The organism is Streptomyces sp. NPDC058092 (assembly GCF_042884935.1).
Taxonomy (GTDB): domain Bacteria; phylum Actinomycetota; class Actinomycetes; order Streptomycetales; family Streptomycetaceae; genus Streptomyces.
Window position 1 is genome coordinate 122,955 of record NZ_JBHVSY010000011.1, and the last position, 26,731, is coordinate 149,685.

General features: G+C 68.2%; 21 protein-coding genes and 2 pseudogenes. 5 read left to right on the top strand and 18 right to left on the bottom strand.

The features are described from left to right. Positions 1–90 precede the first annotated feature (90 nt). Positions 91–2,130: a glycosyltransferase family 2 protein gene (locus ACFVV1_RS19975; protein WP_389990686.1), complete on the top strand. Its 2,040-nt coding sequence runs from the start codon at positions 91–93 to the stop codon at positions 2,128–2,130. A gap of 88 nt (positions 2,131–2,218) precedes the next feature. Then, positions 2,219–2,818, top strand: coding sequence for a dTDP-4-dehydrorhamnose 3,5-epimerase family protein (locus ACFVV1_RS19980; protein WP_389990687.1), 600 nt, complete (start codon positions 2,219–2,221; stop codon positions 2,816–2,818). A gap of 115 nt (positions 2,819–2,933) precedes the next feature. On the opposite strand, the gene ACFVV1_RS19985 is transcribed toward ACFVV1_RS19980, so the two are convergent. From ACFVV1_RS19985 to rplU, 10 genes are all read right to left on the bottom strand, one after another. After that, positions 2,934–3,728, bottom strand: coding sequence for a class I SAM-dependent methyltransferase (locus ACFVV1_RS19985; protein WP_389990689.1), 795 nt, complete (start codon positions 3,726–3,728; stop codon positions 2,934–2,936). Between the two features lie 156 nt (positions 3,729–3,884). Further along, complete coding sequence (rfbD, locus tag ACFVV1_RS19990; RefSeq protein WP_389990691.1) at positions 3,885–4,769, bottom strand: dTDP-4-dehydrorhamnose reductase; 885 nt, start codon at positions 4,767–4,769, stop codon at positions 3,885–3,887. Then, the gene (gene rfbB / locus ACFVV1_RS19995) at positions 4,766–5,752 is read right to left on the bottom strand and encodes a dTDP-glucose 4,6-dehydratase (protein WP_389990693.1); all 987 of its coding nucleotides are present in this window, start codon (positions 5,750–5,752) and stop codon (positions 4,766–4,768) included. Before rfbB ends, rfbD begins: the two co-directional genes overlap by 4 nt. After that, the gene (locus tag ACFVV1_RS20000) at positions 5,749–6,819 is read right to left on the bottom strand and encodes a glucose-1-phosphate thymidylyltransferase (RefSeq protein WP_389990695.1); all 1,071 of its coding nucleotides are present in this window, start codon (positions 6,817–6,819) and stop codon (positions 5,749–5,751) included. The genes rfbB and ACFVV1_RS20000 overlap by 4 nt, the downstream gene beginning before the upstream one ends. Positions 6,820–6,967: 148 nt before the next feature. Beyond that, positions 6,968–8,194: a glycosyltransferase family 2 protein gene (locus tag ACFVV1_RS20005; RefSeq protein WP_389990697.1), complete on the bottom strand. Its 1,227-nt coding sequence runs from the start codon at positions 8,192–8,194 to the stop codon at positions 6,968–6,970. A 141-nt stretch (positions 8,195–8,335) separates the two neighbouring features. Further along, positions 8,336–10,360, bottom strand: coding sequence for a hypothetical protein (locus tag ACFVV1_RS20010; RefSeq protein WP_389990699.1), 2,025 nt, complete (start codon positions 10,358–10,360; stop codon positions 8,336–8,338). Positions 10,361–10,514: 154 nt separating this feature from the next. Further along, complete coding sequence (locus tag ACFVV1_RS20015) at positions 10,515–12,014, bottom strand: D-ribitol-5-phosphate cytidylyltransferase (RefSeq protein ID WP_389990701.1); 1,500 nt, start codon at positions 12,012–12,014, stop codon at positions 10,515–10,517. Positions 12,015–12,334: 320 nt separating this feature from the next. Continuing rightward, entirely contained in the window at positions 12,335–13,771 is a 1,437-nt protein-coding gene (gene obgE, locus ACFVV1_RS20020; protein ID WP_389990703.1) for a GTPase ObgE, read from the bottom strand. A gap of 158 nt (positions 13,772–13,929) precedes the next feature. Next, positions 13,930–14,187, bottom strand: coding sequence for a 50S ribosomal protein L27 (gene rpmA, locus ACFVV1_RS20025; RefSeq protein WP_018103204.1), 258 nt, complete (start codon positions 14,185–14,187; stop codon positions 13,930–13,932). A 14-nt stretch (positions 14,188–14,201) separates the two neighbouring features. Then, the gene (gene rplU, locus ACFVV1_RS20030; protein ID WP_030921216.1) at positions 14,202–14,522 is read right to left on the bottom strand and encodes a 50S ribosomal protein L21; all 321 of its coding nucleotides are present in this window, start codon (positions 14,520–14,522) and stop codon (positions 14,202–14,204) included. A 450-nt stretch (positions 14,523–14,972) separates the two neighbouring features. On the opposite strand from rplU, the gene ACFVV1_RS20035 reads away from it, so the two are divergent. Continuing rightward, a complete protein-coding gene (locus ACFVV1_RS20035) occupies positions 14,973–15,575 on the top strand; it encodes an acyltransferase (RefSeq protein WP_389990705.1) in 603 nt (200 codons plus the stop codon). 14 nt (positions 15,576–15,589) lie between these two features. Here ACFVV1_RS20035 and ACFVV1_RS20040 read toward each other — a convergent pair. Then, positions 15,590–15,865: pseudogene (locus ACFVV1_RS20040) on the bottom strand (ISAzo13 family transposase); the annotation flags it as partial. Positions 15,866–15,925: 60 nt separating this feature from the next. Further along, positions 15,926–16,764: pseudogene (locus ACFVV1_RS20045) on the bottom strand (N,N-dimethylformamidase beta subunit family domain-containing protein); the annotation flags it as partial. A 479-nt stretch (positions 16,765–17,243) separates the two neighbouring features. Between ACFVV1_RS20045 and ACFVV1_RS20050 the strand changes: the two are divergent. Together ACFVV1_RS20050 and wecB are read left to right on the top strand one after the other, a co-directional pair. Beyond that, positions 17,244–18,449 (top strand): acyltransferase family protein, encoded by a 1,206-nt coding sequence (locus tag ACFVV1_RS20050; RefSeq protein WP_389990707.1) that lies wholly within the window; start codon positions 17,244–17,246, stop codon positions 18,447–18,449. Next, entirely contained in the window at positions 18,446–19,543 is a 1,098-nt protein-coding gene (wecB, locus tag ACFVV1_RS20055) for a non-hydrolyzing UDP-N-acetylglucosamine 2-epimerase (RefSeq protein ID WP_389990709.1), read from the top strand. Before ACFVV1_RS20050 ends, wecB begins: the two co-directional genes overlap by 4 nt. 111 nt (positions 19,544–19,654) lie before the next feature. Here wecB and ACFVV1_RS20060 read toward each other — a convergent pair whose 3' ends face one another. The 6 genes from ACFVV1_RS20060 to ACFVV1_RS20085 all read right to left on the bottom strand — a co-directional run bounded on the left by ACFVV1_RS20060 (position 19,655) and on the right by ACFVV1_RS20085 (position 26,544). Beyond that, the gene (locus ACFVV1_RS20060) at positions 19,655–20,983 is read right to left on the bottom strand and encodes a glycosyltransferase family 4 protein (protein ID WP_389990711.1); all 1,329 of its coding nucleotides are present in this window, start codon (positions 20,981–20,983) and stop codon (positions 19,655–19,657) included. A 253-nt stretch (positions 20,984–21,236) separates the two neighbouring features. Then, positions 21,237–22,520 carry a nucleotide sugar dehydrogenase gene (locus ACFVV1_RS20065; protein WP_389990713.1) on the bottom strand — a complete coding sequence of 428 codons (1,284 nt, stop codon included), beginning with the start codon at positions 22,518–22,520 and terminating at the stop codon, positions 21,237–21,239. 2 nt (positions 22,521–22,522) lie between these two features. Next, entirely contained in the window at positions 22,523–24,175 is a 1,653-nt protein-coding gene (locus ACFVV1_RS20070) for a glycosyltransferase family 2 protein (protein WP_389990715.1), read from the bottom strand. After that, on the bottom strand, positions 24,172–24,420 hold the full coding sequence (locus ACFVV1_RS20075; RefSeq protein ID WP_389990717.1) for a hypothetical protein: 249 nt from the start codon (positions 24,418–24,420) through the stop codon (positions 24,172–24,174). Before ACFVV1_RS20075 ends, ACFVV1_RS20070 begins: the two co-directional genes overlap by 4 nt. Beyond that, positions 24,410–25,429, bottom strand: coding sequence for a Gfo/Idh/MocA family protein (locus ACFVV1_RS20080; RefSeq protein ID WP_389990719.1), 1,020 nt, complete (start codon positions 25,427–25,429; stop codon positions 24,410–24,412). The genes ACFVV1_RS20075 and ACFVV1_RS20080 overlap by 11 nt, the downstream gene beginning before the upstream one ends. Then, complete coding sequence (locus tag ACFVV1_RS20085; protein ID WP_389990721.1) at positions 25,426–26,544, bottom strand: DegT/DnrJ/EryC1/StrS family aminotransferase; 1,119 nt, start codon at positions 26,542–26,544, stop codon at positions 25,426–25,428. The genes ACFVV1_RS20080 and ACFVV1_RS20085 overlap by 4 nt, the downstream gene beginning before the upstream one ends. Positions 26,545–26,731 lie beyond the last annotated feature (187 nt).

Sequence of the window (26,731 nt, forward strand, 5' to 3'; positions counted from 1 at the left end):
CGGGCGGCTTCCTATGCCCCCTTTTCAGCAGCGCAGGCCCCACACCCGCCGCCGGCCAGAAGGACCTCTACCAGACATGGGACAGCAGAGATGCCAGTCAAAGTAAGTGTCGTCATTCCTGTATACAACCCAGGCAAGTACATCGACCCCTGCATCGACTCGCTGCTGCGACAGACCCTCCCTGCAGGGGAGTTCGAAGTTCTCTTCGTCAACGATGGCTCGACTGACGACACTCGCGAACGGCTCGAAGAGCTGGCCGTGGAACACTCGCATTTCCGTGTCATCACCATCCCGAATTCCGGCTGGCCCGGAAAGCCCCGCAACATCGGTGTGGACGAGGCGAAGGGCGAGTACGTCCAGTTCGTCGACCAGGACGACCATCTCGCCTCCGACGCCCTGCGCCGGCTGTACGAGATGGGGCACCGCAACGGCTCCGACATCGTCATCGGCAAGGTGGCCAGCAACTTCCGCGGTGTCCCGCACGGCGTGTTCAAGAAGAACCGCGAGAAGTGCAACCTGCGCGACGCGCCCCTGTACGACAGCCTCACCCCGCACAAGATGTTCCGTACGGAGTTCCTCCGCGAGAACGGCATCGCCTACCCCGAGGGCAAGCGCCGCCTCGAGGACCAGCTCTACATGATGCAGGCGTACTTCCCCGCCGAGGTCGTCTCGATCCTCGGCACCTACACCTGCTACTTCTACTCCCGGCGCGACGACGGCAAGAACGCGGGATCCACCAGGATCGTCCCCGCCCAGTACTACGGGAACCTCCGCGAAGTCCTGGACGTCGTGATGGACAACACCGAGCCGGGCGAGTTCCGGGATCTGCTGCTCCGCCGCTTCTACCGCGTCGAGATGCTGAGCCGGCTCAGCGAGCCCGCGGTGGTGAAGTACCAGCCCGAGTTCTTCCAGGAGATGTGCGACGCGATCAGGCCGCTGGCCATCGACTTCATGGGCGACGGGGTGCACGACGGCCTCGGCCCGCTGCTGCGGATCCGCTCCACGCTCCTGCGCAGGGATGACCGGGAGGGTCTGCTCCGGATCGCCCGGTTCGCCGGGTCCGTCAAGGCGTCGGCCCGTCTGGAGGAGTTCGCCTGGCAGCCGGACGGCCGCGTCGCTCTCACCGTGTCCGCCCGGCTGGTCCAGGGCGACGACGAGGAGCCGGTGAAGCTGCTGCGCCGGGACGGCCGGTACTTCCTGCACCCGGACACCGGTGGCGGGCTGCTGGCGGCGGACGAACTCCTGGACGTCACCGACGACATCGACGGGTTCTCCGCCGAACTGTCGCTGCGCAATCGCGAGACGGCCGTCGAGTGGCCCTGTCCCGCGAAGTTCACCGCACAGACCGATGACCTCGGCGACGGAGCCTGCGAGATCGTCCTGCGCGGCAGCGGTCATGTGTCCTCGGAGGCGGTCAAGGGCCGCAGCCGGGTCTCCCGCGGCTTCTGGGACGTCTGGGTGCCGCTGCGCGGCCTGGGCCTGGTCCGCAAGGCGAGGCTGGGCGCCGACCGCGCCCCCGAGGTGGACACCGCCTGCCTGCCCGCGTCACTCGGCTCGCCGGCCCGTGGCGTCATCCCGTACTTCACCGAACCGCACGGCAACCTCACGCTCGATGTGGCCCGCCGCAGCAAGAAGCTCGCCACCTACCTGGACGGCCGTCCCGTGTTGCGGACGGCGGGCCGTCGGCCGGAACTCCGGCTGGACCTGTTCACGTCCACCACCACCGTCGCATCCGACGCCCAGCTGGACCTGAGCCCGGCCGAGGGAACCGGCTCGGCCGGGCACACGGTGCGTACCGTGCTGTACCCGGTGGCGGGCCGGGCCCATCTCAAGGTGCCGAGCCGCGCCCCCGGCGTCACAGCGGGCGCCTGGAAGCTCTCCGTCCGGCTGGACGGCGAGAAGGGCCCCGCGCTGAGCCTCTGCGACGTCACCGTCGGCAGGCGTGGCCGGATCCAGCTGGATCCGACGCTGCCGGAGGCCGCGGGCACGATCACGGCCGGCATGGTCGCGCAACGCCGTAAGGCGACTCTGCGCCGGGCGCTGCGCACCGTCGGCGGGCCCATCGTGCGCAGGCTCCCCGCGCAGGGCCGTAAGCGGGCGCGCCGCCTCGCCGGCCGGCTCACCGGCTGATCCACACCCGCAAGATCCACCGTCTCCACCGACGAGACGGCCCACCAACAACACCAGCACCAAACACACCGAACAAGGACGTGATCGCATGCGGCAGCTCTCCATCGCGGGCGCCTGGGTGCATGAGCCCAAGGTCTTCCCGGACAGCCGCGGCAGCTTCCACGAGTGGTTCAAGGCGTCCGAGCTCAGCGACGCCGTCGGACACACGCTGCAGCTCGCGCAGGCCAACTTCTCCATCTCCAGCCGGGGAACCCTGCGCGGTGTCCATTTCGCCGATGTGCCGCCGAGCCAGGCCAAGTACGTCAAGTGCGTACGCGGCGCGGTGCTCGACGTCATCGTGGACATCCGGGTGGGCTCCCCCACGTACAAGCGGTGGGAGGCCGTCCGGCTCGACGACGTGGACCATCACGCCGTCTATCTCGCCGAGGGTCTGGGCCACGCCTTCATGGCCCTGACGGACGACGCGTCGGTCGTCTACCTGTGCTCCGAGGGCTACGCGCCCGGCCGCGAGCACGGCATCGACCCGCTCGACCCCGGGCTGGGCATCGAGTGGCCGGAGGGGATCACCCCGCTGCTGTCCGACAAGGACGCCGCGGCCCCCTCGCTGGCCGAGGCCGAGGAGCAGGGCCTGCTGCCGTCGTACGAGGCCTGCCAGGCGTACTACGCCGAGCTGCGCGCCCGCGGCTGAGCCCGGGCGGGAACGCCGAAGCCCCCGTGGTCCGTTACGGACCACGGGGGCTTCTTGCTGGTCCGGGACGGTCGGGCTCGTCCCGGACCGTCGATCGAGCCCGGCCGCGGAAAAGTCAGCCCGTCACGGCCTCGACGCGCCGCCGCAGGGGCGCGAACGCCGAGCGCGGACGGCGCAGGTTGCGGGCGCGGGCAAGGGCCGGCCAGAAGTCGGCGCCGAGCAGTGCCTCCGGCTGGACGGCGTGCTTCCGCACCAGCACCTCGTCGGGCACATCCTGCGGATCGGGTACGACGTACTCCTCGATGATCTCGTCGTACGCGTTCTTCAGGATGTTGCTCTCCGGGTTGGCTCCGAACACGGCGACCACACCGGTCGGTTCCGTGTCCACCTCGACGACCACCAGGTCGGGACGGTAGCGGCGCAGCACCTGCACCACCTTGTACACGTCACCGGTCCAGAACTTGGTGTGCCGGTCGCGGGCCGCTTCGTCGACATCGCGCGGCAGCATGTCGTCCAGCACGATCACGCTCGACCAGCGGGCGTGCTTCTCGACGTTCATGAAGTCGCGCAGGGCGTACTCGAAGAGGTGCATGCCGTCGATGAAGGCGAGCTCCAGCTTCGGGTCCCCGCCGATCACGTTGAGCGGATCACGGCGGGCCAGGGCGCGGAACGGGTTGCGGCCGTTGCGCAGGTGCAGCAGCGGGTCCTTGCGGGCGAAGAAGGCGTCGCTCGTCGCCCTGACCAGGTGGACGTCGCAGCTGATGTCCGTCACGACGCGGAAGGCGGGGTCGACGGCGACGGACGGCACTCGTGAGAGGGCCAGGCTCCTGCCGTCGTTGACCCCGATCTCCAGATAGTTCCGAGGACGGTAGACGCGGTGCAAATGACGCAGAAAGTCATGGCGGTTCACGTGGAGCAGCCCTTCGGAGGAAACCAACTGGTCTGGTCCCCGGCGAAGTTACCTCATGACCGCACTGTGATGTAAGCGTTCTCCGCCAGGTAAACCTTTGTTGTTCGGAACTTTTGAATTCGACGAGATTTGGCCATCGATACGATCATTTGGTGATCACGGCCGCTCTGCTGCGAGAAGTGCCGGAAATGCCTCGTCCAGCGCCGCCCGCCAGTCCTGGATCGGTTCGATCCCGGCCGCCGCCCAGCGATCGTGCCCGAGCACGCTGAAGGCGGGCCGGGGAGCCGGCCGTACGAAGGCCTCGCTGGTCGTGGGGCGGACGCGTGCCGGGTCGGTGCCGAGCAGCCGGAAGATCTCCCGGGTGAGGCCGAACCAGGTCGTCTCGCCGCCGCTGGTGCCGTGGTAGACGCCCGCGGGGGCGGTGCCCGCGAGGGCGGCCTGTCCGAGCCGGACGAGGCGGTCCGCCAGATCGACGGTCCAGGTGGGCTGTCCGCGCTGGTCGTCCACCACGTCGAGGGTGTCCTTGACGCCCTCCAGCTTGATCATCGTACGGACGAAGTTTCCGCCGCCCGCGCCGTACAGCCAGGCGGTGCGGACCACGTAGCCCGTGTCCGGCAGGGCGTCCAGCACGGCCCGCTCGCCGGCCAGTTTGGTGCGGCCGTAGGCGCCGCGCGGTCCGGTGGGGCCGTCCTCGGCGTAGGGCTTCTCGCCGTCCCCGGCGAAGACGTAGTCGGTGGAGACCTGGAGGAGGACGGCACCGTGTTCGCGGCAGGCCGCGGCGAGGACCCCGGGGCCCGTGCCGTTGACCCGCAGCGCGGCCTCCTCCTGGGACTCGGCGTCGTCGACGGCGGTCCAGGCGGCGCAGTTCACCACGACGGCGGGGCGGTGCTCGTCGAAGCCGGCGCGCACCGAATCGGGGTCCGCGATGTCCATGGCCGCGCGGTCCGCGGCGACCACGGTGACGTCCTCACCGGCGAGCCGGGCCAGGACGTCCCGGCCCAGCATCCCGGCGGCTCCGGTGACCAGCCAGACGGCGCTCACAGGGCGGCCCGGTCCTTCAGCGGCTCCCACCAGGCGCGGTTGTCGCGGTACCACTGCACGGTCTCGGCGAGGCCGGTGCGGAAGTCCTTGCGGGGCTCGTAGCCGAGCTCCTCGCGGATCTTGGTGCAGTCGACGGAGTAGCGGCGGTCGTGGCCCTTGCGGTCCTCGACGTAGGTGACGCTGGTGTCCCAGTCGGCTCCGCAGGCGTCCAGCAGCAGGCCGGTGAGCTCCTTGTTGGAGAGCTCGGTGCCGCCGCCGATGTTGTAGACCTCGCCGGCCCGGCCCTTCGTACGGACGAGTTCGATGCCCTGGACGTGGTCGTCGATGTGGAGCCAGTCGCGGACGTTGGCGCCGTCGCCGTACAGCGGGACGGTCTTGCCGTCCAGCAGGTTGGTGACGAAGAGCGGGATGACCTTCTCGGGGAAGTGGTGGTGCCCGTAGTTGTTGGAGCAGCGGGTCACCCGCACGTCGAGGCCGTGGGTGCGGTGGTACGAGAGCGCGATCAGGTCGCTGGACGCCTTGGCCGCGGAGTACGGCGAGTTGGGCGCGAGCGGGTCGGTCTCGGGCCAGGAGCCCTCGTCGACGGAGCCGTAGACCTCGTCGGTGGAGATGTGCACGAAGGTCTTGATGCCGGCCAGGTGCGCGGCGTGGATCAGGGTGTGGGTGCCCACGACGTTCGTACGGACGAATTCGGCGCCGCCGTCGATGGAGCGGTCCACATGGGACTCGGCAGCAAAGTGCACCACTTGGTCGTGCTCGGCCAACAGCTGGGCGACCAGCTCGGTGTCGCAGATGTCGCCCTGCACGAACGCGAAGCCGGGGTGGTCGCGCACCTCGTCGAGGTTGGCCGGGTTCCCCGCGTAGGTGAGCTTGTCGAGCACGGTGACGGCGATGTCACCGGGGCCCTCGGGGCCGAGCACCGTGCGGACGTAGTGCGAGCCGATGAAGCCGGCGCCGCCGGTCACCAGAATGTTCGTGGTCATGAAGAGATCTGCACCTTGCTGTGGTCGCCGAGCACGAGTCGGTGGGCGGACGGGGAACGGGGTGCGGGGGTCACTTCGACGTCACGGCCGATGAGCGACGCCTCCACGCGGCGGACACCGGCGACGGAGGCTCCCCTCAGGACGATGGAGTACTCGATCTCGCTGTCCTCGATCCGGCAGTCCTCCGAGACCGAGGTGAACGGGCCGACGTACGCGCCGCTGATCACCGAACGGGCGCCGATGATCACGGGTCCGACGATGCGGCTGCCGCTGACCTTGGCGCCCGCCTCGATCCGCACCCGGCCGATGATCTCGCTCTCCTCGTCGACGTCGGCCTCCTCGTGGGACGGCTCGATGGTCTCCAGGACGGTCCGGTTGACCTCCAGCATGTCGGTGACATTGCCGGTGTCCTTCCAGTACCCGCGGATCGTGGTGGAGCGCACGTCGCGCTTCTGGTCGATCAGCCACTGGATGGCGTGGGTGATCTCCAGCTCGCCGCGCCAGGAGGGCTCGATCGAGCGGACGGCCTCGTGGATGGCCGGGGTGAAGAGATAGACACCGACGAGCGCCAGATCGCTCTTGGGCTCCTTCGGCTTCTCCTCCAGCGCGGCCACCCGGCCGTCGGCGTCGAGCTCCGCGACACCGAAGGAGGTGGGGTTGGGCACCTGGGTCAGCAGGATCTGCGCATCGGGCCTGTCCGTGCGGAACTCCTCCACCAGACCGGTGATCCCACCGACGATGAAGTTGTCGCCGAGGTACATGACGAAGTCGTCGTCCCCCAGGAAGTCACGGGCGATCAGTACCGCGTGGGCGAGGCCGAGCGGCTCGTCCTGCGGGATGTAGGTGACCTCGATGCCGAGCCCGGAGCCGTCGCCGACGGCCTCGCGGATCTCCGGGGCGGTGTCGCCCACGATGATGCCGACCTCGGTGATCCCCGCTTCCGCGATGGCTTCCAGCCCGTAGAACAGCACGGGCTTGTTCGCCACGGGCACCAGTTGCTTGGCCGAAGTGTGTGTGATGGGACGCAGGCGGGTGCCGGCCCCTCCGGATAGTACGAGAGCCTTCACGTGACCAGTCCTCATGGGGGGGAGATGTCGGTCTTGTCGCAGCTGCGACTGTTGCCGATTTTACTGAGAATTGCTGTGCGATTCGCCGCGCGTCAACTCTGTGACCGAGAGGGGGACACACGTCGGGAGCCGGGCCGGACGGGCCCGCTCAGCCTGTGATGAGCCGTGCCCTCCAGCGCCGTACGTCCCGCCGTATGCGCCGGGCGGCGCGCCGCGACAGTGACGCCCTGCGGGCCGCCGCCGCGGGTTGCTCGATGCGCTTGCCGTCGTGCCAGTCGGGCACGGTGACCTCGAAATCGGAGTCCGAGAGGCCGCTCGACCGGTCCCGGAAGTGCGGGTACGCGAGGAAGAGCTGGTCGCCCTTGCGCGAACTGACCACATCCGGAACGGACTTCTTCCGTAAATACGTCAGCACGTCCACCAGCACGTCGGACCGGCCCCGCGCGACAGCAGCGAGCCGCAGCCTCTCGGCGACCTTGATCAGGCGTGCCACGCCGTCGTTCCAGTACACGTCCATGAGCGGCGCCGCGAGCTCCATCTTGTGGCGCCGGACCTCTTCCGCGTCACGGAGGAAGACGGGCCCGAACTGCTGGAGCATCCCGACCGTGAAGGGCCGGACCATCAGGAAGTCCCGCTTCGGCCCGGCCGGTTCGAGCCGGTGAATGAGCGCCATCATGGCCCGCATGGAATCGAAGCGCCATTCATAGGTGCCGCTCTTGGTCACATGCTTTCCGTCGTCGCGGCCGACCAGGTGATAGCAGGCGTAATTGGATATGACGGAGACTCCGGCGCCCCGCAGGTACGCCTCCATGGTGAAGAGCGCGTCCTCACCGGTCTTGAGTCCCTCGTCGAATCTCAGACCGATGCGCTCCAGCAGGTCACGTCGGAAGAGTTTCTGCGCACTCAGCGTGTAAATGACCTTGGAATTGTATACATTGACCCGTTCCTTGGTGGCTGTCCACATCGACATGGGCGCCCCGCGATTGACCCCGACCACCTTGCCGAGCACCACATCGGTGTGCGCCCGGTCGGCCATCGCGACCATCCGCTCCAGGGCCTCGTCACCGAAATAGTCGTCCGCGTCGAGGAAGAAGACATAGCGACCCCGGGCCAGACCGAGACCCACATTGCGCGGTCCGCTGGGGCCACCGGAATTCGCCTGCCTGATCACCCGGGTCGGGACCGCGGACCGGGCCGCGAACTCCTCCAGGTACTCGCCGGTTCCATCGGTCGAACCGTCGTCGACTGCCACGATCTCGATCCGGTCGGCACCGATGGTCTGCGCCTCCACCGATTCAAGACAACGGATCAGATAGGGCATTGCCTCGTATGCACCGATGATCACGGTTACGTCAGGAATTGGCTTCTCGTTCATATCAACAGAAGACAGTCGACCTCGAGCGTTGGTTGCCCGACACCACGCGCCTGAAGTGTGACCCTTATCACAAAGGCCCGGCGCAACCCTTTTAGGGCTATGCCGGGCCTGATGGATTGTGTTAACGAACCAGCCGAATTCTCAGCCGCCCACGCGTTCGGCGAGGCTTCGCGCCAGGCCCGCGTTCCGGGCCTCCGACTTGACCGCGAGAGCCTTCACCGCCGTGTCGAACTGCACGATCGAGGTGGGCTCGTCCGGTCCGAGGAGGTACTCCTTCAGCTCGCGCCGGCCGGCCGCCAAGGTGTCCGCCGCGCGGTCCACCACCGCCGCGAGCAGGGCGTCCAGCTCGGTCGCTGCATTGGACAGGATGACCGCGGCACGGACCGCGGTGTTCTGCCGGCGGAATTCGTCCTCGCCCAGCGCCGCCGAATCGGTGACCGCGTACGGCTTGCCGCTCGCGATGAAGTCCGACACCACGCTGGAAATGTCCGAGACCATGGCGTCCGACTCGTTGAAGCAGTCGTACAGCCGCATCCGGGCGCCCGTGACGACCTTGTGCTCCCACCAGCCGAGCGCCCGCCACGAGGCTGCGTTCCACTCGTCCTTGAGCCGCGCGGTCTCGGCCTCGCGCGCCGGGTCGGCCAGCGAGTCGCGGGACATCTCGGCCTCGTCCCCTGCGACGTGGCCACCGCTCGACAGTGCCGTGAGCCGCGCCTCGATACGGGCCAGTTCGGCTCGTGCCTCGGCCTGCACCGCCTGGAGCGCCGTCGATTCCTTCGCCCAGCGGGGGTCGGTGGCGCGCTCGACGGCGGCCTTCTCGATCAACGCGGTGATCCGCTGGTGCACGGCCTTGGCCTGGACGCTGCGGGTTCCCGTGAAGGGGTGCGGCTTGTAGAGCAGCCGGACCGGCTCCTCCGCGTTCAGCAGCCGCTTGACGATGTTCTCGCCGGCCAGCAGGAGCGAGGTGTTGCCGGGGTTGTCGTCCCAGCCTTCCCAGGTGGGGGCGTACAGCACGGTCGGGATCGGGTTCTTCGGCGCACCGGACCACTGCTGGATGGCAGCCAACTGCGGGCGGCCCACCTCGACGATGTCCTCGTCGCGCACGCCGACGTCGGCCAGCGCGTAACGGTCCCGGCCGGCCCGGCCCGCGGTCCACACCTCGTCGTAGGCCTTGCTGTACGGGTTGACGCTGGCGAGCTTGTCGCTGTCGCCGTGACCGATGAAGACATGCTTCATCGTCGGCACCCGGAGCAGGTGGATGTTCTTGCCGACGTTGGCCGCGTACAGCGCGACCCGTACCGACGAGAGGTTCATATTCATCAGGTGCACGCCGCCGGGCACGCAGAGCACCGGCACCGACGTCGTGTTCAGCTGAGGCAGTATCGCGCGCTCACGCAACAGGATCAGCGGGCGGCCGTCGAGCTGCGCCATGGTCTCCAGCCACATGTTGACCTGGTAGGCCGAATCCTTGGAGCCGGAGAAGTAGAGAACCACGTTCGGCTTGTACTCGCCCAGCCAGGTGTCCACGGCGCTCAGCACCTTGGACTCGGGCCCCACCAGTCGGCTCGGACGGATGTACGGGAGGAGCGCCGCCACGTAGCAGAGCGCGAGCACCAGCGTGATGGCCAGGCCCGCGTAGGCGAAGCCGGTCACCTCGGTCTCGATCGCGACCAGCACACCCACCATCGCGAAGATGTCCAGATGGAGCATCTTCTCCGCGGGGCGGTTCACCAGCAGCGACGGCGGGGCGTCCGGGATCCGCACCTGCTCCAGGTCGATGTTGCGCGTGACCACCGGGAGCTTGCGCCGGAGCTTGATGAGGGTGACCGCCGCGCTCTGCGGTGCCTGGAGACCGTAGAAAGCCAGCAGGCAGGCGACCGTCACGTAGAACAGCGTCTGCTCTCCGTACCCCATGCGGGAGAGCAGCAGGATCAGCAGCAGCTGGCGGACCAGGAAGCGGATCGAGAGCCCTGCGCGGACCGCGGCGAGCCGGTTGACCAGATAGCTGCCGCAGTGATGCAGATACTGGTCGGCCAGATAGGTCACCGCGGCGGCGCCGGCGAAGAACCAGAGATTGGGGATTATCGCCGCGAGCATGACGCACGGGAACCCCAGGGCCATGAGGAGAGCGGCGGCCAGCTCCGAACCACTGCCCACACGAGCCATGCGAATGGCTTTCGAAATCACGAAGTACCGCTCCCGAGGATGCCGACTGATTACCTTGCGAGGGAAATGTGAAGCCGGAACTTCACGAATTCGGACCCCTGCAGTTCGCTCGCGGGCGTCTACAGGGGTCCGAATAGTCGATTGTCAAGCAGTATTACACATCTGCCTGTCGGTCCAGGACAGCGGCCAGGGCCTGTTCGAACCCCGACGCCTCGGAAGCACCACGGGTCGGGTCCTGCTGGCGTACGTCGATGACATGGCCGGTCATCTCGGAGAGCAGGACGTCGAGGGAGGTCCTGGCGACCGCCTCGGAGGACAGCAGCGTACCCGCGGGCTCGTCCCCGAACGCTTTGGTGCGCATCGGCGTGGCGGTGCGCTCCGGGTTCACGCAGTTCACCCGCACGCCGTCGCCCGCCCACTCGTCCGAGAGCGCCTGGGTGAGATTGACCATGGCGGCCTTGGTCGACGAGTAGAGGCTGTACTCCGCGCGGCCCCGGGTGTAGCTGCTGGAGGTGTAGAGCAGCAGCTGGCCCTTGGTCTCGGCGAGGTACTTGTACGAGGCACGGGCGATCTGCACGGGCGCCAGGTAGTTGACGTTCAGCGCTTCCTGGATGGTCGTGTTGTCCGTCTCGGCCAGCTTGCCGATGCGGAGCACGCCCGCGGTGTTGATCACGTAGTCGACGCGGCCGGTGTCCGCGTACGCCTTGGAGAGCGCTTCGTCGACGTGCTCCGGGTTCTCCACGTGCGTACCGGTGGTGGAGCGGCCCAGGGCGTAGACGGTGGCGCCGTAGGACTCGGCGAGGGTCGCGATGTCCGCGCCGATGCCGTACGAGCCGCCGAAGACGACGAGGGTCTTGCCGGTGAGCAGTTCGCGGTAGGCGGCGTCGCCGGTCGGCTGCGGGACGGCCGTGGAGGCCAGCTGGAAGAGCTTGTCCGCGATGAAGACGTCGACGGGCTGAGTGACCTTCATGTTGTACTCGTCGCCCGCGACGACGTAGATCGGCACGTCGGGGAGGTACTTCAGGACGACCGAGCAGTCGTCGGTGGCCTGGAAGTTCGGGTCGCCCGCGGCGACCTCGTACGCCCGGCGGATCGTGGAGAGCTTGAAGGCCTGCGGCGTCTGGCCGCGGCGCAGCCGCGAGCGGTCGGGCACATCGGTGATGAACTCGCCGTCGCCGCCGTGGGTGCGGGTCACGATGATCGTGTCCGCGGACGGGATGGCGACGTCGACCGCCTGGTAGCGGTCCAGGGCGTCGACGCAGTCCTTGATGACGCGCTGCGACAGCAGCGGGCGCACGGCGTCGTGGAACAGGACGTTGCGGTCCTCGCCCTCGGCCAGGCCCTCACCGAGGGCCGCGATGGCGCGCTCGGTGGTCTCGTTACGGGTGGAGCCGCCCTCGATCACCCTGGTGACCTTGGTGAGTCCGGCCTTGGCGACGATCTTCTCCACGTCGGGCACGTAACCCGGAGCCATCAGCACGATGATGTCGTCGATGGAGTCGGCCTGCTGGAAGATCGACAGCGTGTGCTCGATGACAGCCTTACCTGCGATCTTCAGCAGCTGCTTGGGGATCGACAGTCCCACGCGCTGGCCGGTACCGCCGGCCAGCACGACTGCTGTGGTTCGGGCTTTGGCTATGTGCTGAGCAGACACAGACGACCTACCTTGCGGGGGCTGGGAGATACAGCGATGGTTGCACTCTCCGTTACCGTCTCGCAAGGTGGACGTCGGCCGCAGCATGCCGTATGGACACCTCGCGTTGCCCTGCGATCAGGGCGAATACCGGAATTGACACCTCCCGGACGGGTGACCGACGCCACACGGTTGAGCGGCATGAATCACCCTTGAGCGGGTTCTGCTCCGCCGATCGAGTGACGCCGGGAGCAGGCCGGGCCGCCGGACGGGACGACGGAACAGACCCGTCCGGCGGTATCGCCTTGACTGAAAGTGCAGTTGCGGCTGCGGCGCACGTCCTAGAACGGGTTGAAGTCGTCGAACTCGCGCTGTGCGTCGTCGCGTTCCGACTCGCGGTCGCGGCGGCGCATCGCCGCCGGGCGCGGCGCTTCGAGACGATGGTCCTCGCCACGTCGGCCGAGCATCTCCGCGCCCGCCGCCATGGTCGGCTCCCAGTCGAAGACGACCGCGTTGTCCTCGGCGCCGATGGCCACGCCGTCGCCCGCCCGGGCACCGGCCTTCATCAGCGCGTCCTCGACCCCGAGACGGTTGAGACGGTCGGCGAGATAGCCGACTGCCTCGTCGTTGCTGAAGTCGGTCTGGCGGACCCAGCGCTCCGGCTTCTCGCCGCGCACCCGGTAGATGCCGTCCTCCTCCAGCGTGACGGTGAAGCCCGCGTCGTCCACGGCCTTCGGGCGGATGACGATACGGGTCGCCTCCTCCACCGGCTTGGCGGCGCGCGCCTCGGCGATGACACCCGCGAGCGCGAAGGAGAGTTCCTTCAGGCCGGTGCGGGCGACGGCGGACGCCTCGAAGACGCGGTAGCCGCGCGCCTCCAGATCCGGGCGGATCATGTCGGCGAGGTCCTGGCCGTCCGGGATGTCGATCTTGTTGAGAACGACGATGCGGGGCCGGTCCTCCAGCCCGCCGTACTGCTTCAGCTCCTCCTCGATCATGTCGAGGTCGGAGACCGGGTCGCGGTCGGACTCCAGCGTCGCGGTGTCCAGTACGTGCACGAGCACCGAGCAGCGCTCCACGTGCCGCAGGAACTCCAGGCCGAGGCCCCGGCCCTGGCTGGCGCCCGGGATGAGGCCCGGGACGTCGGCGATGGTGTAGACGGTGCTGCCCGCGGTGACCACGCCGAGGTTCGGGACGAGGGTCGTGAACGGGTAGTCGGCGATCTTCGGCTTGGCCGCCGACAGTACGGAGATGAGCGAGGACTTTCCGGCGCTCGGGTAGCCCACCAGCGCGACGTCGGCGACGGTCTTGAGCTCCAGGACGATGTCGCGGGCCCCACCGGGCTCGCCGAGCAGCGCGAAGCCGGGGGCCTTACGGCGGGCAGAGGCCAGTGCAGCGTTGCCGAGGCCGCCGCGGCCGCCCTGTCCGGCGACGAACGTGGTGCCCTGGCCGACCATGTCGGCCAGCACGTTGCCGTTCCGGTCGAGCACGACCGTACCGTCGGGCACCGGCAGGACCAGGTCCTGCCCGTCCTTGCCGGAGCGGTGGTCGCCCGCGCCGGGCTGCCCGTTGGTGGCCTTGCGGTGGGGGCTGTGGTGGTAGTCGAGGAGCGTGGTGACGGCCTGGTCGACGACCAGGGTCACATCGCCGCCTCGGCCGCCGTTGCCGCCGTCCGGACCGCCGAGCGGTTTGAACTTCTCACGGTGTACGGAGGCGCAGCCGTGGCCCCCGTTACCCGCGGCGACATGCAGCTCGACGCGGTCCACGAAGGTGGTCATGGTTGGAACCTCCAGTTACATACGTGCAGAAATGTCTCACTCGTGCCGTCCCGCATAGGAGAAAGCCGTCTCTCATGGGAGAAACACGCGAAAGGCGGACCCGCTTCCCGTACGGGAAGTGAGGTCCGCCTCCGCAGAAACCGCTCGAGCGCCGTAAATCAGCCGGCGATCGGAACGATGTTCACGACCTTGCGGCCACGGTGCGTGCCGAACTCGACCGCACCGGCGGCGAGTGCGAACAGCGTGTCGTCGCCACCACGGCCGACGCCCGTGCCCGGGTGGAAGTGGGTGCCACGCTGGCGGACCAGGATCTCACCGGCGTTGACGGCCTGACCGCCGAAGCGCTTCACGCCGAGCCGCTGAGCATTGGAATCGCGCCCGTTCCGGGTGGACGATGCGCCCTTCTTGTGTGCCATGTCTCCTCAGTCCCTTACTTCGCAGCCGCGGGGATACCGGTGACCTTGATCGCCGTGTACTGCTGACGGTGACCCTGGCGACGGCGGTAGCCGGTCTTGTTCTTGTAGCGAAGGATGTCGATCTTCGCGCCCTTGTGGTGGTCCACGACCTCGGCCTGGACCTTGATCCCGGCCAGCACCCACGGGTCGCTGGTCACGGCGTCGCCGTCGACCACGAGCAGGGTCGAGAGCTCGACCGTGTCGCCAACCTGGGCAGTGGAAATCTTGTCAACCTCAACGATGTCACCGACAGCAACCTTGTGCTGGCGGCCACCGCTGCGCACGATGGCGTACACGCGGATCTCTACTCTCGCTCGGAACGGATCCCCTGATGCCAGCCGCTCACGCACGCCGAAGCCTGCAGCAATCCGGAATGGGCGAGCGGCCTCTCCCGGTGGACCGGGAGGGATGTGCTCAGAGGGAGGCATACGTATGCCGACGGTCAAGGCTACGGGGCCCGGAGGTAAGGGTCAAACCGGGTCTGCCGCTTCGCTCCTCCGGATCGACGCACCAGACCCGCTCCCACCCGCGTGTGCGAGCGTCCCGGCGGAAGCCGCCCGGATCGGTTCACCCCGTGGTCCAGGAGGACGGTCGGCCGGGTGGTTGATGCGTATTCCTGCCACCTCGGGGATTCCCGCCCTCCGGCGGGCCGCTCGTCGTCGGGGTCCGCCCGGCCGCCTGCCGCTCGGCAGCGGTCACGACGTAGGCTCACCGGTCGACGAGGCACTCGGAAAGGCAGACGTTCAGTGAATTACAGGGTTCAGCCCACCGCCCAGGTCGACGAATCCGCCCGGATCGGCGCGGGAAGCAGCGTCTGGGAGCTCGCCCAGATCCGCGAGGGGGCCCGCCTGGGCGAAGGCTGCGTCGTCGGCCGCGGCGCCTACGTAGGCACCGGGGTGCAGATCGGCAACAACGTCAAGCTCCAGAACTACGCCCTCGTGTACGAGCCCGCCGAACTCGCGGACGGCGTATTCGTCGGGCCGGCGGCGGTCTTCACCAACGACCACAACCCGCGCTCCGTCGACCCCGACGGCAAGCAGAAGCGCGGTGGCGACTGGGAGGCCGTCGGCGTCAAGGTCGCCGAGGGCGCCTCGATCGGCGCCCGATCCGTGTGCGTCGCCCCGGTCCGCATCGGCCGCTGGGCGATGGTCGCCGCCGGCGCCGTGGTCACCCGCGACGTACCTGACTTCGCCCTGGTGGTCGGTGTCCCCGCCCGCCAGGTCGGCTGGGTCGGCCGAGCCGGCGTGAAGCTCGTGGAACGCGAGGGCGAGCCAGGTCTCTGGGAGTGCCCGGAGACGGGGGCCGTGTACGAGGAGAAGGCCGGGGTGCTGACCGAGCACGCCGCGTAAGGGCTTGCAGATCATTAACACGTCGTCTTGATCTTGTCGTGGGGCTCGGCGGTTTGGGCGAGAACCCTGGCCTGGAGGGCCGCGAGGACGTCGGGTGGTGTCATCGCGGGTGGGATGACGATGCCGTGTGAGTCGAGCAGTTTCCTGTTCTTCAGGAGAGTGCGGTGCATCGCGGTCCGGCTGCTGCCGAGCAGTACGGCGAGAGGTTCTGCGGCCAGGGCGACCCGCAGATGGAGCACGGTAGCCAGGACCCGGTCGGTGCAGGCGAGCCGGGGCGGTCGGCCGCGCCGGGCAGCAAGAAAAGCTAGATGCGTGCCGACCGTCACAGCTTTCTCGGCACAGTCACGCATTTCCTGGGACCAGTACTCGTCATGCCCCGAGAAAATTACGGCTGTGTACTTCGAGGGATCCAAGCGCCCCTCGTGGAGATCAATGCTGCTGGCGTAAGTGATGTCGTATCCCAGGCTTCCGCCCAGCTGGCGGCACTGGTGTCCATATCGAACCAGCGCGCCATGCCGGATTCCGCGGAGGGCCGGCCGAAGGAGACCCGGAACGCGCGTTCTTCATTGCCGCCCAGCACCCCCTCGGCCGCGTACCCCTCGTAGAGGTTCTTCCCCGTACGCCCGTCGAGCGGCCAGATGTTGTAGGCCTGGTACGTGGCGAAGGGAACGATCAGAAGAATGTCGGACCCGCGCTCCGGGTCGCGTACGACGAAGGGCGTGTAGCTGCGGAATCCATCACGGGACGTGAAAACGGCCAGGAAGATCCCCGACACCCACGCGTCCGGGACATCCAGAGTCCAGGACACCGGCCAGGCGCAGGCGATGAGCCCGGTCTCCGGGTCCGGCCTCGGCGTGCTGTGCGGTTCCACCGGGACTTCGTCGCTGGTCACCAGCAGGCGTGCCCCGACTCCCCCGTAGTGCCCCGCACGGTAGACGGCGACCGTACAGGTCTGCACACGGTGCGATGCCAGATGGAAGTCGACGGACTCGCCCGGGGACACGGACGTCTTCGACGCATAGCCCTGGATCTGCGCGCCCTCGTCGTTCACGCCCGATGTGCCGCCATGACCCACGACCCACGCGTCCGAACCGGCAGCGCGGTTCTCGTCAACCACAGGGTTGTCGCCCGTTCTGGGGGCAGGCCGGGCGATCGGCGCGGACTCCGCCTCACCACGCAGCGGGGCCATAGCGCTGGGCCTCGTGCCTCACGCTTCACAGACGCGGCGCGTCACGATGAACCCTGGATGCTCTGCTCCCTGCCCCGCCCACGTCGCCTCATCGTAAAGGCCTCTCGCACACATCGTGCAGGCATTGTGTATCCGTGTTCAACCACACTTTGCCGTACGCGAGTTGGCGCGTCCGCCGAGTGCGGGAACCGTGGCCCACCCCTCCCGCGCGGCCTCCCGCGACGGAGACCATATGCTCGGCGGGCAGATTCGCCCCCAGGAAGGCGCAGCACGTGAACCACAGGGCCCAGCCCACCGCCCAGGCCGACAGGATCGCCGGGACAGGTGACGGTGGCAGTGTCCGGGAGCTCGCTCGGAGCCGCGAAGGGACGGGCAGGGACGGTGTCCCATCGAGCGCGCGCTAAGCCCGTAAACGCCCGAACGCCGGTGCCGTACAGGTCTTCTTCCCACCCACAGTCCTCCAACAGATGGTGACGCGCGTGTCGATACATCCGCCCTCGGGAGCCACCGGGCGTGACCGGTTGGCCTCGCTCACGGGGCTGCGTTTCTGGGCAGCTCTGATGGTGGTCCTCTACCACCTCTCGCGGCAGGCGGGAGAGCTCCCCTGGATCAGCGACGTCACCTGGTACGGGCGCAGCGGTGTCACGTTCTTCTTCGTCTTGTCAGGTTTTGTGCTCGCCTGGACATATGACGGCAAGGTCGTGCCCGCGAACGTATTTCTCTGGCGGAGGTTCGCCAGAATCTGGCCACTTCTAGCCGTTTCCACTCTTTGCTCTGTCGCGGTATGGCGTGCGCTGGGGACTGAGTTCTCGCTCCGGGGTGTGGTCGCCACGCTGGGGCTCGTCAATTCCTGGGTGCCCGAACGCCCGTACCTCGTGGGAGGCAACCCTGCCGCCTGGTCGCTCAGTGACGAAGCATGGTTCTACTTGCTCTTCCCGGTGCTGCTGACGCTCCCCCTGATGAGAACGGCCCGGGGTCGCACGTGGATCGCCGTGGTTGTGTGTGCCGCCTCGATCGCCGTCTGGGGGGCCGGAGCCCTGATCACGGATTCCCCCCTCCGCCTCTGGGCTCTCGACTACTTCCCGCCGACGCGGACTCTGCAGTTCGTCCTGGGCGTGGCCGCGGGTCTGGCCGTCAAACGGGGATGGCGGCCACCGCTCGGACTGCCCATCGCCGTCGCGCTGGTCGCCGCCTGGCATGTGGCGCTCGTCCCCTGGTCCCGAGCTGTCCCCGACAGCCTCTGGTACAGCCCGTACAGCGCCTCCCAACTGCTGTCGGCCCCGCTCTTCGCACTGTTGGTAGCGACCGCGGCGACGGCCGACCTCGAAGGGCGCCGGACCGGCCTCGGCGGCCCCTGGATGATCCGGCTCGGACAGTGGTCATTTGCCTGGTACCTGTTCCACGAGACCGTGATCAGGAGTCTGCTGGGCGGGCTCGGCCGGCCGACAACACAGCTCGGAACGGTGGGGATCTGGCTACTCACCCTGGTGCTGAGTCTGGCGCTGGCAGCGGTTGCTTACCATTGCGTGGAACATCCGCTCGAACGCCTGCTTCGCCGTAACGGCCCTGGCGGTGCCGCTCGCAAGTCCTCCGCCCGCCAGGCGAAGACACAGCGCCCAGGGGGCTCCGACTCAAGCACGGCAAGCTCTCCGTACCACATGACCGAGAAGAAGAGTGTCCAATGAAAGTCATCAGCATCGTCGGTGCCCGCCCTCAACTGGTGAAGCTCGCGGCTGTGGCAGCAGCGTTCGCCCAGACCGACCACCAACACGTCATCGTCCACACCGGACAGCACTACGACGCGGATCTTTCCGATGTCTTCTTCTCCGGTCTCGGCATCCCCGACCCCGACGTGCACCTGGGCGTCGGTTCCGGTAGCCACGGTGTACAGACCGGATCCGTGCTCTCCGCCCTCGACCCGGTACTCGAGGCCGAGCAGCCCGACTGGGTCCTGGTGTACGGCGACACCAACTCCACAATTGCCGGGGCGCTTTCGGCGGTCAAGCAGCATCTGCCTGTCGCCCACCTCGAAGCCGGTCTGCGGTCCTTCAACCGCCGAATGCCCGAGGAGCACAACCGGGTACTCACCGACCATTGTGCCGACCTTCTGCTCGCCCCCACCGAGGAGGCCATGCGTCATCTGGCCAACGAGGGTCTCGAACAGCGGGCTGCGCTGGCCGGCGATGTGATGGTCGACATCTGTCTGCGGATCCGTGATGCCGTGCTGGCCGGCGAGCACCCGGCTCCCGCGCTGCCCGAGGGCATCGACCCCACGAAGCCGTTTCTGCTGGCCACCTTGCACCGCCCCGACAACACAGACGATCCCGACCGGTTGTCCGCCATCATCGGGGCACTTGCCGCACTGCCGCTGCCGGTGGCACTGCTGGCCCATCCCCGGCTGACCGCGCGGGCCGATCACCACGGCATCGACCTGGCTCAGGGCTCGGTCCGTGTGGGCCGTCCTCTTCCGTACGCCGGACTCGTCGCCGCCGTGCTGGCGTCCTCCGGGGTGGTGACCGACTCCGGAGGGCTCCAAAAGGAGGCGTTCCTGCTGGACCGTGCCTGCACCACCATCCGCCCCGAGACGGAATGGATCGAGACTCTCGTGGACGGCTGGAATCACCTGGTTCCCGACCCGCACGAGATGGCGCCGGCCGAATGGGCTGCCCTGGCCACCCGCCCGGCCCCCGAGGCTCCGCACGGGGCGCCGTACGGCGACGGCACTGCCGCGCGGCGTGTCGTCGAACTGATGGAGCAGGCGACCCGCGCCAAGAGCTGACCACGTCCGCACACGGAGAAGGGCTCACCGGCATGTTCTGCGGGTGAGCCCTTCGTCGTCATCGGGGCGGCGTCACCGTCCAGGCGCCTTCGCCGGGCCGGAATCCTGCGCTCAGACGAGATCCTTCAGCAGTCGCTCGTACAGAACGACATACTTCTCCGCCTGGGCTTCCCAGCTCCACTCGTCGAGCATGCCGGGACGTTCATAGGCCGCGGTGTAACGGTCCCGGTCGTTCAAGACCATCCCCACTGCCCTGGCCAGGTCCTTGCTGTCCTCCGAGCGGAAGACCTCGCCGTTGCCGACCCGGGTGACTTCGTCCGACATGGCCTTGACATCACTGACCACCACGGGCAGCCGGGCCTGCATGAACTCGAAAAACTTCGTGCTGAGAGCGACCTCGTGGTTGACCGGTCCCTTGCGCAGCGGGTGAATACCCACATCCGCGGTCGACAGGAACTGCACCAGGGCGTCGTAGGGCACGTACGGCATGAGGTGGATCCGGTCGAAGACTCCCAGGTCCTCGGCGAGCGCCCGCAGGGAGTTCACGTAATCGCCGTCAAGGTTATTGATCATGAAGGCGGCATGGATGTCCGGGGCGTACTGCAACGACTCCACGATGGTGTGCAGACAACGCTGCGGCGCGGCTCCGCCGCAGTACACCGCCAACGGGGTGTCCGGGCCCAAGCCGCACGCCTCACGCACGTCCCGCGCCCCCTCGGGCGTGCTCCAGCCCGTCCCGTTGTCCTCGCCCGGCACCAGCTTCGGCGGGGCGTTGAGCGTGACGATCGGCCGCTCGACAAGACCGTGCGCGGTTTCCAGCATCTCTGCCAGCGCGGGGGAAACGGTCACGATCGCGTCAACATAACCGATGTGTTCGCGCTCGTAAGCGACCTGCGAGGCCAGCCACTTCTTCGACCGGTTGGCCTGCGCGAGGCCGGGCACGAACTCGTGTGCGTCGTAGATTACGCGCACATTTCGACCCGCTCTGCGGGCCCGTACCGCGGCTCGGGCCGCCACACCGATCATGCGGAAGTCATGCGCGTGGATCAGATCGGGCTGGAGTTCCTCGATCTTGTCCCGGTAGCTCAGCTCGTAACGGAGCGGCAGCGGGTCAAGGCGCCGCCAGGCCCGGTCCCCCATGGTGGTGCTCCAGAATCGACGCTCCACCTCTTCCCAGGTGCCGTCCTTGTCTCCCCAGTTTTTGGCGCGCGCCTTCGTCTGCCGTGTCCGGGCCTTGATCGTGGTGCGCTGGAGTTTGCCCACCGTTCGCTGTGCGAGCAGCGGCAGCTGTGTGGTCCGCGGCTCTTTGGAGATACCGGTGCGGGCGCCCGCGCCCGCACCGTTCATCTCCAACTCGGCCCAGATGACCTTGATGCTGCGGGACTTGAGGAGCGCCTCGTCCTGGCTCTGGTAGGACAGCGGATACCGGAGCTTGGTCATCCGTCTCCGGAGAGTCTTCCGGGGAGGCAGTCGCCTCAGCGTCAGGCGGTGGATCTGGGCCTCACCGATTTGGTAGGTATCCGGGCCGGACGAAGGGGCTCGGCCGATGAGGTGGACCTCCCACCCTGCTTCGGCCATGGCCCGGGCGCTCTTCTGAACTCGTGAGTCACCGTCGATGGTGTTGTCGACAAGCATCACGACTCGTCCGGGGCGGCTTTCTCGCATGTTTTCCATTCCCTCTACGAATCGGTGTTCAGCCACCGATGACCACGCGGCGTACGCCCGCCCAGTTGGCCGGGTCCGTCGTACGGCGGCCGTCGACCAGGACGCGGACGTCCGGGAGGTCGGCGGCGGCCAGCTCGCGGTACTCGGCGTGGTCGGCCTGGAGGATCGCGGCGGTGACGGTCTGGCCCTCGTGCGGGACGAGACCGTGCGCGGCCAGCTCCTCGGCCGTGTACATCGGGTCCGAGACGAACGGCACCGCGCCGCGCGCCTTCAGGGCCTCGACGGTCGGGAAGACGCCGGAGAAGGCCGTCTCCTTCACGCCGCCGCGGTAGGCCGCGCCCAGCACCAGCACGCCCACCCCGTCCAGGTCGCCGTAGGCGGCGGCGAGCAGGTCGACCGCGTACTCGGGCATGGCCGCGTTGGCCTCGCGCGCCGAACGCACCACGGTCGCCGAGGGGTCGTTCCAGAGGTACATCCGCGGGTAGATCGGGATGCAGTGGCCGCCGACGGCGATGCCCGGCTGGTGGATGTGGCTGTACGGCTGGGAGTTGCAGGCCTCGATGACCTTGAGGACGTCGATGTTCTGCTGGTCGGCGAAGCGGGCGAACTGGTTCGCCAGACCGATGTTGACGTCCCGGTAGGTCGTCTCGGCGAGCTTGGCCAGCTCGGATGCCTCCGAAGTGCCCAGGTCCCAGACGCCGTTGGGGCGCGGCAGATCCGTACGCTCGTCGAAGTCCAGGACCGACTCGTAGAACGACACACCGTGCGCTGCCGAGGCCTCGTCGATCCCGCCGACCAGCTTCGGGTAGCGGCGCAGGTCCGCGAAGACCCGGCCGGTGAGCACCCGCTCCGGCGAGAACACCAGGTGGAAGTCCTCGCCGGCCTTGAGGCCTGAGCCCTCTTCGAGCATCGGCGCCCAGCGGGTACGCGTGGTCCCGACCGGCAGCGTGGTCTCGTAGCTGACGAGGGTGCCCGGCTTGAGACCGGCAGCGATCGCCCTGGTCGCGGAGTCCATCCAGCCGAAGTCGGGCGTGCCCTCGGCGTCCACGAAGAGGGGGACGACGACCACGACGGCCTCGGACCTGGCGACGGCGGACGCGGTGTCCGTCGTCGCGGTCAGCAGCCCCGCCTCGACGGTCTCCTTGAGCTTGACGTCGAGGTCGTGCTCGCCGGGGAAGGGTTCGACGCCGGCGTTGACCAGCTCGACGACCTTCTCGTTGACGTCGGCGCCGATCACCCGGTGGCCCTTGGCGGCGAACTGCACGGCGAGCGGCAGACCGATCTTGCCCAGGGCGACTACACAGATGTTCATGGTTACTTCCTCTTGGAGCGCTTGGCGCCGGTCAACAGGGATCGCAGCCGCGATCCCAGCGGTTTCTTGGGCGGATGGAGCGGGCCGGTTCCGATCACCATGCGGCCCTTGGTGTTGAGGCGCGCCGCGGCCCGGTACGGGTCCGTCTCGCTGTGCCATCTACGGGCCAACGGCATGGGCCGGCCGTCGCCCCGTACCGGGATCTCGTACGTTCCGCCGGCCACGTCCACGAAGACCCGCACGCCTCGCTTGGCCGTACGGGGTTCGAGCGGGATCCGGGCCCGCAGCACGGTGGCGTTGCCGTCGTCCGTGAGTTCCCGGGTGAACTCCCCCTGCGCCGGGGGCAGATCGTGCCCGTCCGGCAGGCGGCGGGCGCGCGCCTTGTCGGCGCTCTTGGGCATGGCGCCCTCGACGAGACGGACGACCGCGGAGCCGGTGTCGCCGACGACACCTATCCGTATCGCCAGCGCCAGCGCCATCTCCTCGCCGGTCTGCACCCAGTCCGCCTCGACCAGCTCGGTCTTGTTGGCGAGCCGTCCGGGGACGATCTCCCCGACCAGTTCGAAGCAGCGGTCGGGGAGTTCGAGCCCCGTGTCACGGAAGCCGGGGTAGCGGGCGAAGGCCCGGCCGTCCTCCAGGTGGAAGGAGGGCGCACCCTGCTCGGCCTCTTCGCTGATGGCACGGCAGAGTTCGTCGACGGCGCCGCGCTGCGCGAGCCGGAGCCTCGCCCGCAGCTTGACCGGGAGCGAATCGCTGAGCGGGTCCGTCAGATAGGAGTCGGCGAGCCGGGTGATACCGGCGCAGATCTCACGCTTCGTCTCGCCGTCGAGGTCCACGAAGTCGCCCTGGATGAGCTTGGAGAGCTCCCAGGTGAAATGGCGCTTGAAGACGGCGTCCCGGTTCGGCCCGGCCTCGATCAGCCCGGCCGCATGGTCCATGATCACGGCCGTGCAGCGCAGCCGTGCCAGATGGTTGGCACGGTAGGTGATGTTGCTGGCGTCCCCGCGCTTCACCGCGTAGTAGCAGGTGTAGTCGGCCACCACGGATATCTTGCGCGCGTGGACGCACGCCTCGATGGTGAAGGGCTGGTCGCTGCCGACCGGCACGTCCTCGGGGAAGCGCAGTTGATGCTTCTCCACGAGGTCGCGGCGGAAGAGCTTGGTGTTGGCCAGCGCGAACGGCAGTTCGGGCCCGTAGAGACTGACATCGGGGTCATTGGCCTTGTAGAGCGACTGCCGCACGTACCGCCCGTTGGTGCCGACCATCTTGCCTATGACGACGTCGGAGCCATGAGTGTCGGCGCAGGTCACCATCCGCTCCAACGCCTCTTCGCCGAGGTAGTCGTCGGAGCCGATGAAGTAGACGTACCTGCCGGTGGCGAGCTCCAGTGCCCGGTTGCTCGGCATCGCCGGGCCACCGGAGTTGGCCTGGTGGACGACCTTGACCGTGTCCGGGTAGCGCTCGGCGAAGCGGTCGAGCTCGGCGGCGCTGTCGTCCGTCGAACCGTCGTCGACCGCGACGACCTCCAGCCGGTCCAGCCCGATGGTCTGCCCCACGAGGGAGTTCAGGCACTCCGTCAGATAGGGCATGGTGTTGTACACGGCCACGACGACCGTGACGTCAGGAACAGCGAGGGCATCGGGTATACCGGTCACACGGTCACCTCGGTGGGTCTCTCGACGGATGCACGCGTACGTCCGGGAAGCGGCCTCGTGTCCACACTGTCGAGCGCCGTCACCCGGGTTTCCCGGGTCCACTGGTCGAGCAGTCCGGGCTTGTCGTGGACATCCCGGTACTTCGCCTGATCCACCAGGGCCGTCCTGACCGCGCGGACGTGGTCCGCGCCTGCGGTCCGGCTGCGGCTGTCGGGCCGCAACCCCGTTCTGCTCTCAGGTTCCATGTGTGGCCGGCTCCTCCACGGAGGTCGTGACAGTGCGCCCTGTCTTCGCCGATTCCAGGACCGCTGCGGCCACTTCCACGGTGCGCAGCCCCTCGCGCAGCGTGCAGATGTCCTTCTCGCCGCCGCGCACCGCGTCCCGGAAGAGCTCGTGCTCGACCAGCAGCGGCTCGCGCTTGGGAATGGCGTACCGGATCATGTCGCCTTCGGAGACACCGCGGAAGGCCTGGAGCGCCTCCCACTCGGTGGCCACCGCGGCGTTCGAGTGGAAGGTGAGGTCGGCGGTGAGGGTGTCGGCGATGAAGGTGCCACGCTCACCGGTGACGGAGGTGAAACGTTCCTTTAGCGGGCTCAGCCAGTTGACCAGGTGGTTCACCATGGTTCCGTCGGAGAGCTGCCCCACGGCGGAGACCATGTCCTCGTGCGGACGGCCGGACTTCGACACGGTGTGGGCGGAGATCGATGTGTAGGTCTGACCCGTCACCCAGCCGGTCAGATCGATGTCGTGGGTGGCGAGGTCCTTGACCACGCCGACATCGGCGATGCGGTGCGGAAACGGGCCCTGCCGGCGGGTGACCACCTGGAACACCTCTCCCAGCTCCCCCGCCTCCAGCCGGGAGCGCAGCGACCGCAGCGCCGGGTTGCACCGCTCGATGTGACCGACACCCGCCACCAGGCCGCGCGACTCGAAGGCATCGACCAGCCGCCGGGCGCCTTCCACGGTGTCGGCGACGGGCTTTTCGACCAGCGCGCAGACACCGGCGTCGGCAAGCTGAAGGCCGACTTCCTCGTGCAGCGCGGTGGGGCAGGCCACGACCGCGTAATCGACACCGAGGCCGATCAATTCATCGACCGTGGACAGCACAGGGGCGCCCTGCGCCCAGCCGTTCTTGTCCCCCATCGGGTCGACGACGCCGACCAGTTGCACGCCTTCCAGGCCGGCCAGCACGCGGGCGTGGTGGCGCCCCATCGAGCCGAGGCCTATCAGTCCGGCTCTCAGTCCTGCGGTCACTGTATTTCTCCCAGCGAGTTCACGGCGCCGACGATGCGGTCCAGGTCGTCCGGCGTCAGCGAAGGATGCACGGGCAGCGAGACGACCTCGGCGGCGGCCCGCTCGGTCTCCGGCAGGTCCCAGATCCGGCCCGCCTTCTGGTCGGGCTCCCAGTACGGCTTCAGCCGGTGGATCGGAGTCGGGTAGTACACGGCGTTGCCGATGCCCGCCTCGCTCAGCCTGGCCATGGCGGCGTCACGGTCACCCTGCACCCGAATGGTGTACTGGTGGTAAACGTGGCGTGCACCCTTGGCGACGGGCGGGACGGTGACGCCTGGCGCGGTGATGTGCTCGTCGAGGTACGCGGCATTGGCGCGGCGTTGCTCGGTCCAGCCACCGACCTTGGTCAGCTGTACGCGGCCGACGGCGGCGGACACGTCCGTCATGCGCATGTTGGCGCCGACGATCTCGTTGGCGTACCGCTGCTCCATGCCCTGGTTGCGCAGTAGCCGGAGGGTACGCGCGACCTCGGCGTCGGCGGTGGTGACCATGCCGCCCTCAAGGGAGTGCATGTTCTTGGTGGGGTAGAAGCTGAACGTTCCACCGGAGCCGAAGGCGCCGACCGGAGTGCCGTTCAATGCCGCGGTGTGCGCCTGGCAGGCGTCCTCGACCACAGCGACTTTGTGCTTGTCGGCGATGGGCATGAGCTTGTCCATCGCTGCCGGGTGACCGTACAGGTGCACCGGCATGATCGCAGCGGTGCGCGGCGTGACGGCCGCCTCGACCGCGGCCGGGTCCAGGCCGAAGCTGCCCGGCTCGATGTCCGCGAAGACGACGTCGGCACCGGTCAGGCGGACGGCGTTGGCGGAGGCCGCGAAGGAGAAGGAGGGCACGATGACCTCGTCGCCGGGGCCGATCCCGAGGGCGAGCAGCAGCAGATGCAGGGCCGAGGTGCCGGAGTTGACCGCGACGCAGTGGCGTCCGTCGACCAGCTCCGAGAAGCCCTCCTCGAAGGCCGCGACCTCCGGGCCCTGCACCACACGACCGCTGCGCAGTACGCGTACCACGGCCTCGATCTCGTCGTCACCGATCACGGGTCGGGCAGCAGGGATCGCTTCCCTGTTGTCGCTCGACATGGACATCCTCCTTGAACACCGCAAGAGCTGTGACCGACGACGGCTCCAAGGGCATGCGAATGCCGGCATGAGGCTCCGCCGCCCCGGCGCATGGCCGATTCTGTACCAATATATTGCGCGCAAATCACCCTTTTCCCCGGGGGCAGTGCACCGAGGCGTAAAGGATGGTCTGTCCTGCCTGAAGCGG